This is a genomic window from Paenibacillus sp. BIC5C1, assembly GCF_032399705.1.
GTDB classification, from domain to species: Bacteria; Bacillota; Bacilli; order Paenibacillales; family Paenibacillaceae; genus Paenibacillus; species Paenibacillus taichungensis_A.
Genome location: NZ_CP135922.1, coordinates 2435776 through 2449534, shown reverse-complemented (window position 1 = coordinate 2449534; position 13759 = coordinate 2435776). Strand labels below are relative to the sequence as shown.

Annotated in this window: 13 protein-coding genes; 1 reads left to right on the top strand and 12 read right to left on the bottom strand. The window is 45.7% G+C overall.

Annotation, left to right across the window (positions count from 1 at the left end):
• Positions 1-221 precede the first annotated feature (221 nt).
• On the bottom strand, positions 222-563 hold the full coding sequence (rplS, locus tag RS891_RS11200) for a 50S ribosomal protein L19 (RefSeq protein WP_024630190.1): 342 nt from the start codon (positions 561-563) through the stop codon (positions 222-224).
• A gap of 508 nt (positions 564-1071) precedes the next feature.
• Between rplS and RS891_RS11195 the strand changes: the two genes are divergently transcribed.
• Positions 1072-2037: a polysaccharide deacetylase family protein gene (locus RS891_RS11195; protein ID WP_315795315.1), complete on the top strand. Its 966-nt coding sequence runs from the start codon at positions 1072-1074 to the stop codon at positions 2035-2037.
• Here the strand turns inward: RS891_RS11195 and RS891_RS11190 are convergent.
• The 11 genes from RS891_RS11190 to smc all read right to left on the bottom strand — a co-directional run bounded on the left by RS891_RS11190 (position 2034) and on the right by smc (position 13603).
• Positions 2034-3296 carry a hypothetical protein gene (locus tag RS891_RS11190; protein WP_315795314.1) on the bottom strand — a complete coding sequence of 421 codons (1263 nt, stop codon included), beginning with the start codon at positions 3294-3296 and terminating at the stop codon, positions 2034-2036. The two genes, RS891_RS11195 and RS891_RS11190, sit on opposite strands and share 4 nt — an antisense overlap.
• A gap of 147 nt (positions 3297-3443) precedes the next feature.
• Positions 3444-3824 (bottom strand): VOC family protein, encoded by a 381-nt coding sequence (locus RS891_RS11185; protein WP_315795313.1) that lies wholly within the window; start codon positions 3822-3824, stop codon positions 3444-3446.
• Positions 3825-4015: 191 nt separating this feature from the next.
• On the bottom strand, positions 4016-4783 hold the full coding sequence (trmD, locus tag RS891_RS11180; RefSeq protein ID WP_315795312.1) for a tRNA (guanosine(37)-N1)-methyltransferase TrmD: 768 nt from the start codon (positions 4781-4783) through the stop codon (positions 4016-4018).
• A 1-nt stretch (position 4784) separates the two neighbouring features.
• Entirely contained in the window at positions 4785-5297 is a 513-nt protein-coding gene (gene rimM, locus RS891_RS11175; protein WP_315795311.1) for a ribosome maturation factor RimM, read from the bottom strand.
• Between the two features lie 221 nt (positions 5298-5518).
• Complete coding sequence (locus RS891_RS11170) at positions 5519-5749, bottom strand: KH domain-containing protein (protein ID WP_024630185.1); 231 nt, start codon at positions 5747-5749, stop codon at positions 5519-5521.
• A gap of 23 nt (positions 5750-5772) precedes the next feature.
• Positions 5773-6045, bottom strand: a complete 273-nt coding sequence (gene rpsP, locus RS891_RS11165) for a 30S ribosomal protein S16 (protein WP_024630184.1) — start codon at positions 6043-6045, stop codon at positions 5773-5775.
• A 54-nt stretch (positions 6046-6099) separates the two neighbouring features.
• Complete coding sequence (gene ffh, locus RS891_RS11160; protein WP_024630183.1) at positions 6100-7476, bottom strand: signal recognition particle protein; 1377 nt, start codon at positions 7474-7476, stop codon at positions 6100-6102.
• A gap of 65 nt (positions 7477-7541) precedes the next feature.
• A complete protein-coding gene (locus RS891_RS11155; protein WP_113052655.1) occupies positions 7542-7892 on the bottom strand; it encodes a putative DNA-binding protein in 351 nt (116 codons plus the stop codon).
• Positions 7893-8152: 260 nt separating this feature from the next.
• The gene (gene trhA, locus RS891_RS11150; RefSeq protein ID WP_113052656.1) at positions 8153-8800 is read right to left on the bottom strand and encodes a PAQR family membrane homeostasis protein TrhA; all 648 of its coding nucleotides are present in this window, start codon (positions 8798-8800) and stop codon (positions 8153-8155) included.
• Positions 8801-8944: 144 nt separating this feature from the next.
• Complete coding sequence (ftsY, locus tag RS891_RS11145) at positions 8945-9958, bottom strand: signal recognition particle-docking protein FtsY (protein WP_063564665.1); 1014 nt, start codon at positions 9956-9958, stop codon at positions 8945-8947.
• A 75-nt stretch (positions 9959-10033) separates the two neighbouring features.
• Entirely contained in the window at positions 10034-13603 is a 3570-nt protein-coding gene (gene smc, locus RS891_RS11140) for a chromosome segregation protein SMC (protein WP_315795310.1), read from the bottom strand.
• Between the last annotated feature and the right edge of the window lie 156 nt (positions 13604-13759).

Below are 13759 nucleotides of genomic sequence, written 5' to 3'. Positions count from 1 at the left end.
CAGTTTTTACACATCATCAGTTATGTAATCTTACACGCAAGCATTACCAGTACATTTAATCCACAATTCAAATGTCCTTCAATAACTGATTCCACAAGCCTCCCGGACTATTCGCGCATGTGCCGCCATACCATTTTACTCGGAAGTGCACCTCCGGTTCAACTTTTCCCGGACAAAAACGAAAAGGGCTTGTCTCCAAGCCCTCCCCGGTATCCGTTATATTAACGAATTTCTTTAATTCTCGCTGCTTTACCGCGTAGTTCACGAAGATAATAAAGCTTCGCACGACGCACTTTACCACGGCGAGCCACTTCGATTCTATCGATTTTAGGGGAATGAAGCGGGAAAGCTCTTTCCACACCTACACCGTAAGAAATTTTACGAACTGTAAAAGTCTCACTGATTCCACCACCACGGCGTTTAATCACAACACCTTCGAACAATTGGATACGCTCACGAGTTCCCTCGATTACCTTAACGTGCACTTTCAAAGTGTCACCAGGACGAAAACTCGGAATATCTTTACGAAGTTGTTCTTGTGTAATCGCTTGAACGATATTCATCTATGACTCCCTCCTTCCGTACAGGCGTTCATACTTCTTCCAGAGAACACCTTGTCTCCTTCATTATCCATAGAGGACCGCCGTATTCCACATAACAGACTTATTGTATCACGCAGCATAATAAAACACAAGGAAAAATAAACAAATTGCTGATGGAACTGCTTAGTTCTTCAATCCCCTGAATTTTCTTTACTCCAATTAATCGTTATCAGCTAAAATGATCATCTTGAGCACGTCCCTGAATTCTATTATAGTCATATTTTAAATTGCATTAAAATACACCTGTTGAACCCGCTTTTCAGCTCAATTCTTTATATACATCGAAGCTCCACTCCTATGAAGTGTCCTAAAAAGTATTCTTGAATAAGTCAAGCATTAGAAGGAAAAAATACTGTAACTTTCTGTTAAGATAGATCGTCTATGATATAGCTTGTTGGATTACGTGCTGATGCATCTACAATGTAATTCCACGAAGAAATGAAATGGCAAAAGGAGAACCAATCGACTTATGAAACACTTCAAAAAAATCGCTCTTGCTGCACTCGCATTACTCACTTGTACTATTACAATGTATGCGTATGCGGTAACTCATCCTACCAATGCAATGTCTCACAAAGCTTGCACGTCCTGGGATATGGTCAAACGTAAGGCATTTCTAATGTCTCACTCCGATTATTCCACCAAACCTGCACTTGATCTGGCTACTTTTCACATCGCACAAGATTCGGCTACTGAAGTACCTGTACTGATGTATCATTACATACTGCCCAAAATCAACAATCACGAACCAAACAACAAATCGATCATTAATCTGGAAGACTTTGAAGAGAACATGAAATATTTGCATCAAGAAGGCTATAACACAATTACACTGGAGCAACTTGAGCAATACGTGAATGGACAGATCTCTTTACCCAAAAAATCCATTGTCATTACCTTTGATGATGGATATCAGAACAATTATACCCTAGCCTACCCTGTGCTCAAAAAATATAATTTCCATGCTTCCCTATTTGTAATCGGCAGCAAAATTCAGGACCAGACTTCAGCTTTTGATCCAACCAAAAATACGTTTATCTCCAAACAGGAGATGCAGGACGCTAAAGACGTCTTTGAGTTCAACAGCCATACCTATAATTTGCACCACAAGGGATACATGCGTTGCGGCGATAACGTGCCCGTAGGACTCGACACAAGCCTGCTGAGTGATGACATCAAGTTAATGAAAGAAACCGGTATAGATACGCCGTATCTGGCCTACCCTTTCGGTTATACCAGCACGCAGATGATCTATCAGCTGCAGCAAAATGGGTATCGTATGGCCTTTTCCGTCCGTTCAGGATTTGTTCGACCTGGGGATAATCCTATGAAGCTCCCACGATTAACGGTTACGACAGGAACTGATTTAGCTGCATTGCTCCACCCTGAATCAGACCAACAGGAAATCCTTCCTGCCGTAGAGATCAGTCATTAATCTAAGATTGAAACTTCCCCGCCGGGATAAAGAGTCGAGCTATATAGCCTTTTTGGCTGAAGCTGGGCTCTTTTTATATCCAAAGAGGTTGGAGTGGTTACATCCATCACTGAGCTGGAATAGATCACCGCCTCATGTGCATCATAGATGATGACCTGTTCCCTTCCACTCTGACACAAGTCTGCATGTACGGCATAGCCCTCTTTTCCAAATGCTGCAACCATTTGCATATTACCATTGACCAAAGCTGGCAGGACACCTCCACCTCGGCGATAAGCCAGGATATAGTCAAGCCCGCTGTCATCCCAGTTGCGTACAGGCTCAATAATGGTTAACCAGCCACGAGTTTTACGATCTTCTTTCCACAGTTCTTTTCCATCCCTATCCAGCATAAACATTCCATCCTTGCCATTCTCATCTCCACGAATAATCCGATCCAGGCCTGCAATCTGTAATCCTTGTCTTTCTCCATAAAATTTCCCCAATGCGATATGCTGTGATTCAATCGAATCCTCATAACGCCATTTTTCATGACCGTACCGATCCATCATCACCGTGACACTGCCACCAATAACAATTTCAACTTCCCCGTCCTCGTCCACGTCGCCAAGCCATATACAGTCTGCGTGATCATCAAGATTCTGACAGGACCATAATAATGTTCCATCATGATCCAGCATGTCATACCCGGCCATCACTTCATCTTTGCCATCTCCATCGATATCGTATACCCACGGAAAATGACCTATATTGCCTTCATGCTTCCACAACAAATTAAAATCGTTATCTAATGCCCATAACGTCTTATACCGATCCTTCAGCAGAATATCCATCGTGTGTTGGTCACCACTTAGGTTTGCAAGAATAATACAATCATGCGCTTGCTCTTCAGGCAATTCATGACGTTTCTTTATCACTCCTGTTCTTCCATCCAGAATAAGCAATTGTTTGTTCATTACACACAGCACTTCATTATTTCCGTCTCCGTCCCAATCTACAATCTGAGCAGGATAGTCTGATCCTGGACCGCCTGCATCCGGGTCCGGTGTTCCGACCTGCCACATTAATGTTCCATCCAGATCATATGCCGACAAACAACATACCTGATGCGGAACGTAACGATCATCTATGCCCCCATCAGCCTGCACCAACAGCATCTCAAGCCTGCCATCTCCATTCAGATCCCCCAGAAGCATCTTACAGCGCTCTCCAGCTTCGCTAATATTCACTCTGCCAACTTCATAAGGCTGATGATTCATACTATTCCTCCTCAGCTTGTCGTCTTCATACCTTGCTAGCTGAAATCACCATAAAGAAATTTTTCAGTTTATACAACCCTAATTCGGAACATGCAAAAATGTTCAAAGGGGCAAAATTGTTTCAATATTAGGATTAAGCTTGTTGGCCTATGGCTTAATCCATTCTAGAAATTCAAGTCGATTTCCAAAGGGATCATTGATATAGAACCTTTTTACACCTTCATCAGTCCGCGCTTCATCATCAATGACTTGAATATGGTTACGATTCAGATTGTCACGCAACGCATCTAAATTCTGTACGTGAAATGCTGGATGTGCTTTTATAGCGGGAACAAAATCTCTTTGCACTCCAATATGTACTTGATGCATGCCACATTGAAACCAAACACCACCACGTTTTCTTAAAATCTCAGGTTTGGGAATCTCGTTCCAACCTAACACTTTATTAAAAAAATTACGTGCATCCGTTTCACACTCTTCTGGTGCAGCAAGTTGTACATGGTCAAGACCATAAAAGTGATAAGACATATATACGCCACCCTTAGTTTCATTTGATGAAACTAAGTTTCATAATACGCTTATATTTTATAGTAATTGCCAATGGAAATCCAGTTTTTCACATTCTTCAATACAGAAAAAGACCAACCTTTATATCACAAGGTTGGTCTTACAAGCTTTGAAATGAGTTATTTTACGTGCTCAAACGAGATACTATCCAACTACTCTGCATTCTTTTCACGTTCAGAACGAAGCTTATTTAGCCAAATCCGTTCTTTGTCCGTCAAGTCCGCCGTCTCCAACATATCCGGTCTACGTTCCAGCGTGCGAAGCAAGGACTGCTCCCTGCGCCATGCCTCAATATTCAGATGATGTCCCGATAACAGCATATCGGGCACCTTCATACCTCTAAATTCCGGAGGGCGCGTATAATGCGGGTATTCGAGCAATCCGGTACTGAATGAATCCGTTACAGCACTTGTCTCATTACCAAGTACACCCGGAATAAGGCGCACAATACTGTCAATCGCCACCATCGCAGGTAGTTCGCCACCCGTCAGCACGTAATCACCAATTGACAATTCGTCTGTCACGAGAAACTCTCGGATACGCTCATCATAACCTTCATAATGTCCGCAAATAAAAATCAGATGATCTTCTTGTACAAGTTCCTCTGCTTTTTTCTGTGTGAACGTCTCACCTTGCGGGCACATCAGAATGATACGTGGGGGTTTCATCGTTGCCGCAGCTTCGCCTCGCTGCTCTAATACATCCTCGACAGCAGCAAAGATGGGATCTGGCTTTAATACCATGCCTCCACCTCCGCCGTAAGGTGCATCGTCAACTGTATTATGTTTATTGGTTGCAAAATTCCGAAAGTTTGTTGCTCCCAGAGATACAAGCCCTTTGGTTTGGGCTTTGCCCAGAATGCTGGTTCCGAACACACCTTCAAACATTTCCGGGAAGAGAGTTAATACATCTACTTTCATGTTACAGCAGCCCTTCCATCAGGTGAACCTTGACTTGCTTTTCTGTAACGTCCACATCAAGAACAACATCATCAATAACCGGAAGCAAAATTTCTTTACCTGCAGGCGTTTTGACAACCCATACATCATTCGCTCCAGGAGTCAATATCTCAGAGATGGTTCCAAGTGTTTCACCCTCTTCGGTGATGACAGAACACCCAACAATTTGATGGAAGTAGTATTCACCTTCCTCCAACTCTGCCAGATTCTCTTTTAACACTTTGGCCATACCGCCTTTAAACTTCTCTACTTCATTAATGTTGTCATACTCTTTTAGACGAAGAATATACATATTCTTATGCAAACGTGCAGATTCCACGTTAACCATGACTGGATGATTATCTGGTGTAAAGAAAAACAACTCTGCATTTTTCGCAAAACGCACTTCCGGAAAATCAGTTAAAGGCATGATTCTCACCTCGCCGCGTATTCCATGCGTATTGACGATTTTACCTACATTCATAAACTCTGCCATACTTTCCTCCTACAATCCATTCATATTAGTACTCCTATGTGATGATCTCCCTGCGACCGTTCCGATTATGGATCGTTCTTCGGATCGCTTTTATTCTAACGCTTCTTCAGAATCGATTCGCAGATAATCATACTTGACGAGCTATTTCAATCCTATGATTTAAGTTTCAGCATGCACGAAAAGGGGCTAGGACATGCATCCTAACCCCCTTTCGTATATCTTTAAGATATGATATCGACGGTTACCCGTTTATCCATCTTAACTGCTGCTGATGTGACGACCGTACGAAGAGACTTTGCGATTCGCCCCTGTTTACCAATCACTTTCCCAACATCGTCAGGATGAACGGTTAACTCATAAACGACAAGCCGGTCTTTCTCAACCGTCCGAACCGCCACATCTTCCGGATGATCGACCAAAGCCTTAGCAATTATGCTTACTAATTCTTCCATAGATGACCCTCCGAATCAGCACCTTATTTAGTCAATTTAGACTCGTGGAACTTCTTCATCACGCCCGCTTTGCTCAGCAAGTTGCGGACAGTGTCGGATGCTTGCGCACCGTTTTGAAGCCATTGCAATGCTTTATCTTCATCGATCTTAACAACAGCCGGTTGTTCAACCGGGTTGTAGTAACCGATCTCCTCGATAAAACGACCGTCACGTGGGGAACGGGAATCCGATACCACTACGCGGTAGAAAGGAGCTTTGTGAGCACCCATACGTTTCAGACGAATACGAACTGCCATTTGAAAATTCACCTCCTTCAATGAAATCTGTATATCGTTCAGCTGCTCCGAGAATCAACGGAAAGGAAACTTCATTCCTTTGCCCAAACCTTTGAGCTGCTTCATCGCTTTGTTCTTGCCGCCTTTAGGTCCCATCATATCCGAGAACTGTTTCATCATGCGGCGCATCTCATCAAACTGCTTGATCAGACGGTTCACTTCGGCCAGGGATGTTCCACTACCTGTAGCAATCCGCTTCCGGCGGCTATGGTTGATCATATCCGGGTTACGTTTCTCTTCGGTCGTCATGGAGTACACGATCGCTTCGATCCGGCCCATTTGTTTATCATCAACTTTCAGGTCCTTGGCTTGTTTCATCTTGCCCATACCAGGAATCATATCCATGATCTGATCGATTGGCCCCAGCTTTTTCACTTGATCCATTTGCTCAAGGAAATCTTCAAACGTGAATTCTGCATTACGCATCTTCCGTTCCATTTCCTTGGCTTTTTCGGTATCAATGTTGGACTGTGCCTTCTCAATCAGAGAGAGCATATCACCCATACCAAGAATACGTGAAGCCATACGTTCTGGATGGAAAGGCTCAAGTGCGTCCAGTTTCTCCCCAAGTGAAGCAAACTTGATTGGACAGCCAGTGACTGCTTTAACAGAAAGCGCGGCACCACCACGAGTATCTCCGTCAAGCTTAGTCAGAACCACCCCGGTCAGATCAAGCTGCTGATTAAAGTGTTCTGCCACATTAACTGCATCCTGACCAGTCATGCTGTCTACGACAAGCAATACTTCATCCGGGTTCACTACGCTGTGAATCTGACGAAGTTCTTCCATCAGTTCTTCATCGACATGCAGACGTCCAGCCGTATCGATAATGACGTAGTCATTACCGTTATCCTTGGCATGCTGCAGACCCTGACGTGCGATCTCAACAGGGCTTGTCTGATCTCCCAGTGTAAATACTGGCGCTTTGATCTGCTCACCAAGCACTTGCAACTGCTTAATCGCTGCTGGACGATAAATATCTCCTGCAACAAGTAACGGTCTGCTATTTTGCTTTTGCAGCATCTTAGCCAGTTTACCGGATGTGGTTGTTTTACCCGCACCTTGCAAACCAACCATCATCAGTACCGTAGGCGGTTTGTTGGCCTTGGCCAGTTTCGACTGGCTTCCACCCATCAAATCCGTCAGTTCCTTGTTTACGATGTCGATAATGACCATTCCCGGCGTGAAGCTCTCCATCACTTCTTTGCCAACAGCCTTCTCTTTCACCTTGGCGATGAATTCCTTGACCACTTTGAAGTTTACATCCGCTTCGAGCAATGCCAGACGTACCTCGCGCATAGCCTCGGCAACATCTTCATCAGACACCTTGCCTTTGCCGCGCAGCTTGCTGAACACATTCTGCAATCGGGTCGTTAATCCTTCAAATGCCATGATCCCACCTCCTTAAGCTGTAATACTGTTTTCAGGACCGATACGTTTCGTTCAACTCTTACGAACTACTCTCTGAGCTGTTGAATAATATCGTTTATTTGTTGGTTGTTATCAATGGAAACGCCTGTGCGTTCCAATGCATTTTGTAAATCTTCAAGATTACGGTTGCGCCGCTCGTGCTTCTCCAGCAAGCCAAGCTTGCTTTCGTAATTTTCCAGCACTTGTTCGGCACGCTTGATGTGCTCGTATACCGCCTGGCGGCTGATCTCGAACTCGGCTGCAATCTCGCCCAGCGAGAAATCATCATGAAAGTAATACTTTAGAAAAGTCTGCTGTTTCTCGGTAAGCAACCGTTCATAGAAAGCAAACAGCAAGTTAATCCGGTTTGTCTTCTCAAGCCGGTTTTCTTGACTCATAACGGGGCACTCCCTTCGTCAAGGAAAAACACTTTACACTCTTGCAACGTTCCTAATAATACCTAAAACAAATCAGGTTGTCAAGCAAAAATACTTGTCACAATAAAAACGTCCATTTTGCACTCATTTTTCGTGCCTGCATGGTTGATCCTAGCCATTCCTCTACAGTAGAATACTTGCCTGCTTTGTCCTTTATATAGAACAAAAAACGAATGGGTCTCCACAGATGGAGCCGATTCGTTTTACGCTATCTACCGGTTCTAGCGAAGTGGTGTCAGGTACAGCAGTACCATAAAGAAATGAAGAATACTGCCTGCCAACACAAAGAGATGCCAAATCGCATGGTGATACGGAAATCCACGCCACACATAAAAAAGCGTACCCAGTGTATACATCAGGCCTCCAGCAACCAGCAGCACGATTCCACCTGTAGGAATGGCAGCCATAAGCGGTTGCCAGGCAATAACGATGAGCCAGCCCATCGCAATATAGAAAATCGTGGACATGAATAGAAACCTTTTCGTAAAAAATGCCTTGAAGATCACGCCGAATAATGCGATTCCCCAGATTACACCGAACAGGGTCCAACCAAGTGTACCGCGAACAGCAATAAACAAAAGCGGAGTGTAAGTTCCCGCAATAAACAAATAAATGGAAGAATGGTCGAAAATCTCAAATAAATCTTTCATTTTCCCATCTTTCCATGCATGCACGAGTGTAGAGCTCGTATAGAGCAGTAGCATGGTGATCCCGTAGATCGTGAAACTGACCACATGCCAGGCCGTGCCTTTCATACTCGAAAATACAATCAATAGCACCAGTGCAGCTACACTGAGTGCAGCGCCGATTCCATGAGTTACCGCATTGGCGACTTCCTCACGGCGGGAATAGGTATAGGTATTGGCCATATCAACCGTCCTTTCTAGCCCTTTAGCCTTGCCTTCTTTATTCCCATTATACACGTATTGCCAGTGACATTACACGTGACACTTATCACGTATATCACTGGCAATACAGTTAGCGCTATTCATTCATCCTATTTATTAAGGGTTCTAGGAATTAGCTTCCTCTTCTTCAGCACTTTCAGCTGGCTGTTCTTGGATCAGTCCGGCAAACAACGCATGCACGAATTGCTCCGAGTCGAAAGGCTGCAGATCATCAATTTTCTCACCAAGTCCAACCAGCTTCACAGGCAGATCCAACTCCTGACGAATCGCAACAACAATACCACCTTTGGCGGTACCATCCAGCTTCGTCAACACAAGTCCAGTTACCCCGCTCTTCTCACCGAAGAGTTTGGCCTGATTCAGTGCATTCTGACCTGTAGTTGCATCCAGCACCATTAATACTTCATGAGGAGCTTCCGGAATTTCACGTTGAATGACACGATAGATTTTGTTGAGTTCGTCCATCAGATTGGATTTATTCTGTAGACGGCCAGCTGTATCACAGAGCAATACATCAGCACCCCGTTGCTTCGCAGCTTGCACCGCATCATACATAACAGCGGCAGGGTCAGAACCTGACTGTTGCTTGATGACTTCCACACCGGCACGTTGTCCCCATACTTCGAGTTGTTCAATCGCTCCGGCACGGAACGTATCTCCTGCTGCCATGATAACCTTTTTGCCCTGCTGTTTGAAGCGATGGGCCAGCTTACCAATCGTTGTTGTTTTACCCACACCATTAACACCAACAAACAAAATAACCGTGATGCCATCCGGATTCATTTTCAGTTCATTATTCTGCTCGCCACGAAGCAAACCCGTCAGTTTTTCAGACAGTACAGGCTGTAGTTCAGCCGCATCCTCAATTTTACGTTTTTTGACCTCATCACGCAGATCTTCAATCAGTTTCATGACCGTATTGACACCTACGTCGGCTCCAATCAGAATCTCTTCCAATTCTTCATAGAATTCCTCGTCGATTTTTTTGCGACGGATAACGAGATCCGATACTTTCTCTACAAGGCCTTTACGTGTCTTTTCCAACCCGTCCTTGAACTGTTTGGTAACCGACTCCGTTTTGCTTGCAATGCTGTCTCTCAGCTTTTTAAAAAAACTCATAAAGCCCCTCCATCGTGTACATTTCTTAGTTTAAATGATATTAGATGAGTTCATGCGTGACAACCAACTCAAAGATTAGGCAATGACAGCTTCCTCATCTTCCAGTTTAACCGAAACGAGCTTGGATACTCCGCCCTCTTCCATCGTAACGCCATACAGCACATCCGCTTCTTCCATTGTGCCTTTGCGATGTGTAACAACGATGAATTGGGTTTGTTCCGAGAATTCACGCAAATACTGGGCAAAACGCACCACGTTGGCTTCATCCAGCGCCGCTTCCACTTCATCGAGTACGCAAAACGGTACAGGCTTAACATGCAGTATAGCGAATAAAAGCGCCATTGCGGTCAACGCTCGTTCCCCACCGGATAATAGCTGCAGGTTTTGCAACTTTTTGCCTGGTGGCTGGGCGACGATATCAATGCCAGTGTCGAGCAAACGCTCAGGGTCCATCAATACAAGATCCGCGCGTCCTCCACCAAACAGCTTGGTGAAGACCGTGCCAAACTCCCGGCGAATTGCATCAAACGTTGCCTTGAATCGTTTGGCCATCTCGTCTTCCATTTCTCGAATAACCTGATACAACGTTGTTTTAGCTTCGACCAGGTCATTCTTCTGCGTGCTAAGGAACTCATACCGCTCGTTAACCCGCTGGAATTCCTCGATGGCTCCCAGATTGACGTCGCCGAGAGCTGCAATGCTGCGCTTCAGTTTCTGAACCTCAGCTTGTGTACTCTCCACATCTTCCGGTACTGGATAACGTTCTTTGGCAAGTTCATAGCCGAGCTCATACTCATCCATCAGTTTGCGCAGAATGTTTTCCAATTCAACGTCAAGTCTGTTCACGGAAATTTCCGTTTGTCGCATCTGTTCCTCCACAGCTTTCAGCTGTGTGCGCTGTTCCTTCGTTTCACTCTCGGCCAGCTCAAGCTTCTTCGACAGCTCGCTTCGGGCAGCACGCTTGAAGTCCAGCTCCTGCGCAGATTCCGCTTTTTTCAGCTTGTACTGGTTAAGATCTTCAATCTGTTTAACACTTTCCGTTTCTGTTTTCTTCAGATCAGCTTCCATGGAGGCCAACAACGTACGATTTTGACGAAGATCCTTCACCAGTGAATCCACTTCACGCTCCAGACGCCGTAATTGCTCCTCGTTGGAGAATCGTTCCTGATCCAGTTTCCCCTCTCGGACTTTCAAATCGGTGAGTTGGGTCTGCAATTCCTCCTTCGCCGATTCATTCGCTTTACGCGCAAATTCTGCGGCATGAATGGCACGATGGGTCGCCTTCTCTTCTTCCTCAAGCTGCTCCAGCTTCTTCACGGCGACATCGCGAGCTGTATCCATTTCTTTGATTTCTTCGGTAAAGCCACTCTTCTCCTGCCCGGCTACGGCAACCTGTTCCAGCACGTGACGCAGCTCATGCTCAACCTGCTTCATTTCCATTGAAGCCTGCTGTTCTGCATTACGGGTGTCGTCTCCAGACTGACGCAGCTCGTCCAGCTTGTCTTGGCACTGCTCCAGTTGAGTTTTTACATCATCCACACTGCGATGCAGTTTTACGATCTGATTTTCGGTATCCAAAATGTCCTGGTCTAGCTGGTCCAGCTGCCGTTTGCGGCTGAGTAGACTACCATTTTTCTTGTGTTGGCTACCACCAGTCATCGAACCACCCGCGTTAACCACATCGCCTTCCAAGGTTACAACCCGGAAACGATATTGGCAGCGAGCCGCGATCTTATTGGCATCCTCCAGTTTCTCCGCAATAATGACATTTCCGAGCAGGCTTCCAATGATCGCAGCATAACGGGATTCGTATTGTACGAGATCCGCACCAATTCCCACAAAACCATCCATGCCTTCGATCATCGAACGTTCACCCGCACCGATGGTACGTGCACGAATAACATCCAGCGGGAGGAACGTAGCTCTGCCCAATTGACGTTGTTTCAAAAAAGCGATCGCCTGTCTGGAAACCGATTCATTCTCCATGACGACATGCTGCAGGGAAGCGCCCATCGCTGTCTCTACCGCAAGTTCGATCTTCTCAGGCACTTTAACGAGCTCTGCAACGGCTCCATGAACCCCGTTTAGTGTACCTTTACGTGATGCCTTAAGAACTTCTTTGACACCCAACATGAAACCGTCAAAATCATCCTGCATCTCTTTCATGGTATCGCGACGGGAAACCTGAGCTTCACGCTTCTGCTCCCATTTACGGACAGTGCCCCGGCTTTCTTCGAGCAGCTTCTGCAGCGATTGGAGACGTTCACTTTCCGTAATATAACCACCGCGCAGATCACTGATTTCCTTGCCTAGACGAACAACTTTTTTCTCAATCTCCGTTTTGCGGACTTCCAGCATTTCCTTCTGGCCTTCCCACTTGCCGGATTCCTCAGTCGCGCGATTCATTCGCCGTTCAAGCGTTTCTTTCTGTTGGTCCGCATAACGAATTTCATTTCGTGTCTGGGCCATCTGATTCATCAGTTCCAGCAAGTTGCCCTTAAGGCTCTCCTCCTGCTGTTGGCTAATGCCGCCAGTGACACCGATGAGTTTGGCCTCTTCCTCGGACAGGCGGTTTCTCACGTCGCTCAATTCCAGTTCAAGCTTGGCAAACTTCTCACGTAATGCAAGTAACTCGGCTTCACGCTCCCGATGCCTCTCCTCACTCGCTGCAAGCGTCACTTTAAGCTGTTCCTGGTTCGTCTGCAGATGACGAGAACGCTCCTTGAGCAGTTCCCCGAGCCCTTCGCTTTTCTCCGTAGCTTCACTGAATTGCAATAAGGCCGATTGCAGCTGTTCCGTCTCCGTTTCCAGCGTGCGCAGCGCAATTCGGTCACTTTCCAGCTTGGCATCATGAGTGGAGACGATAGCAGCCAATCCGACTTCTTCCTGTTTCAACGATTCAAGTCGCTGATTTGCTTTGCTCCAGGAAGCGTGAATTTGTTCGATTTGATACACATACATGGAGATTTCCTGTGACTTCAGCTGTCCACGCAATTCCTTGTAGTGGATTGCTTTCTCCGATTGCTCCTTTAACGGACCAATCTGGTCTTCCAGCTCAGTGACCAGGTCATGAATGCGCAATAAATTCTGTTCCGTCTCATCCAGTTTGCGAGTAGCATCCCGTTTGCGTGATTTGTATTTAACAATACCTGATGCCTCTTCAAAGATCCCCCTGCGATCCTCTGAACGGGTACTCAGAATCTCTTCAATTCGTCCCTGTCCAATAATCGAGTAAGCTTCCTTGCCGATCCCGGTATCCATAAACAATTCGGTAATATCCTTTAACCGACACGACTGCTTGTTGATAAAATATTCACTGTCTCCGCTGCGATGTACACGACGTGTTACCGTTACCTCACCAAAATCCAAAGCAAGCGCATGATCTTCGTTATCCAGCGTCAACGAAACTTCACCATAATTAACAGCCTTCCGTGCATCACTGCCGGCAAAAATGATATCTTCCATTTTGCCGCCACGCAGTGATTTGGCGCTTTGTTCCCCAAGAACCCAGCGTATGCCGTCTGAAATGTTACTTTTGCCACTTCCGTTCGGGCCCACAACCGCGGTTATGCCACGAACGAATTCCATTTCCGTTTTGTCGGCGAATGACTTGAATCCACCCAGTTCAATCCGTTTCAAAAACATAGGGTTTCCCGTCACCTCCTCTTGCAAATTTCAAATGTTGCATTCAGCGCCTAGTTATCGAACAGGAAATGAATATCCTGATCCTCCTTACAAAAAAAAGAGCAAAAAGCAGTCCGGCCGATAAATTCCGCCAGGCGGACCCGCGGGCTGCTCTTT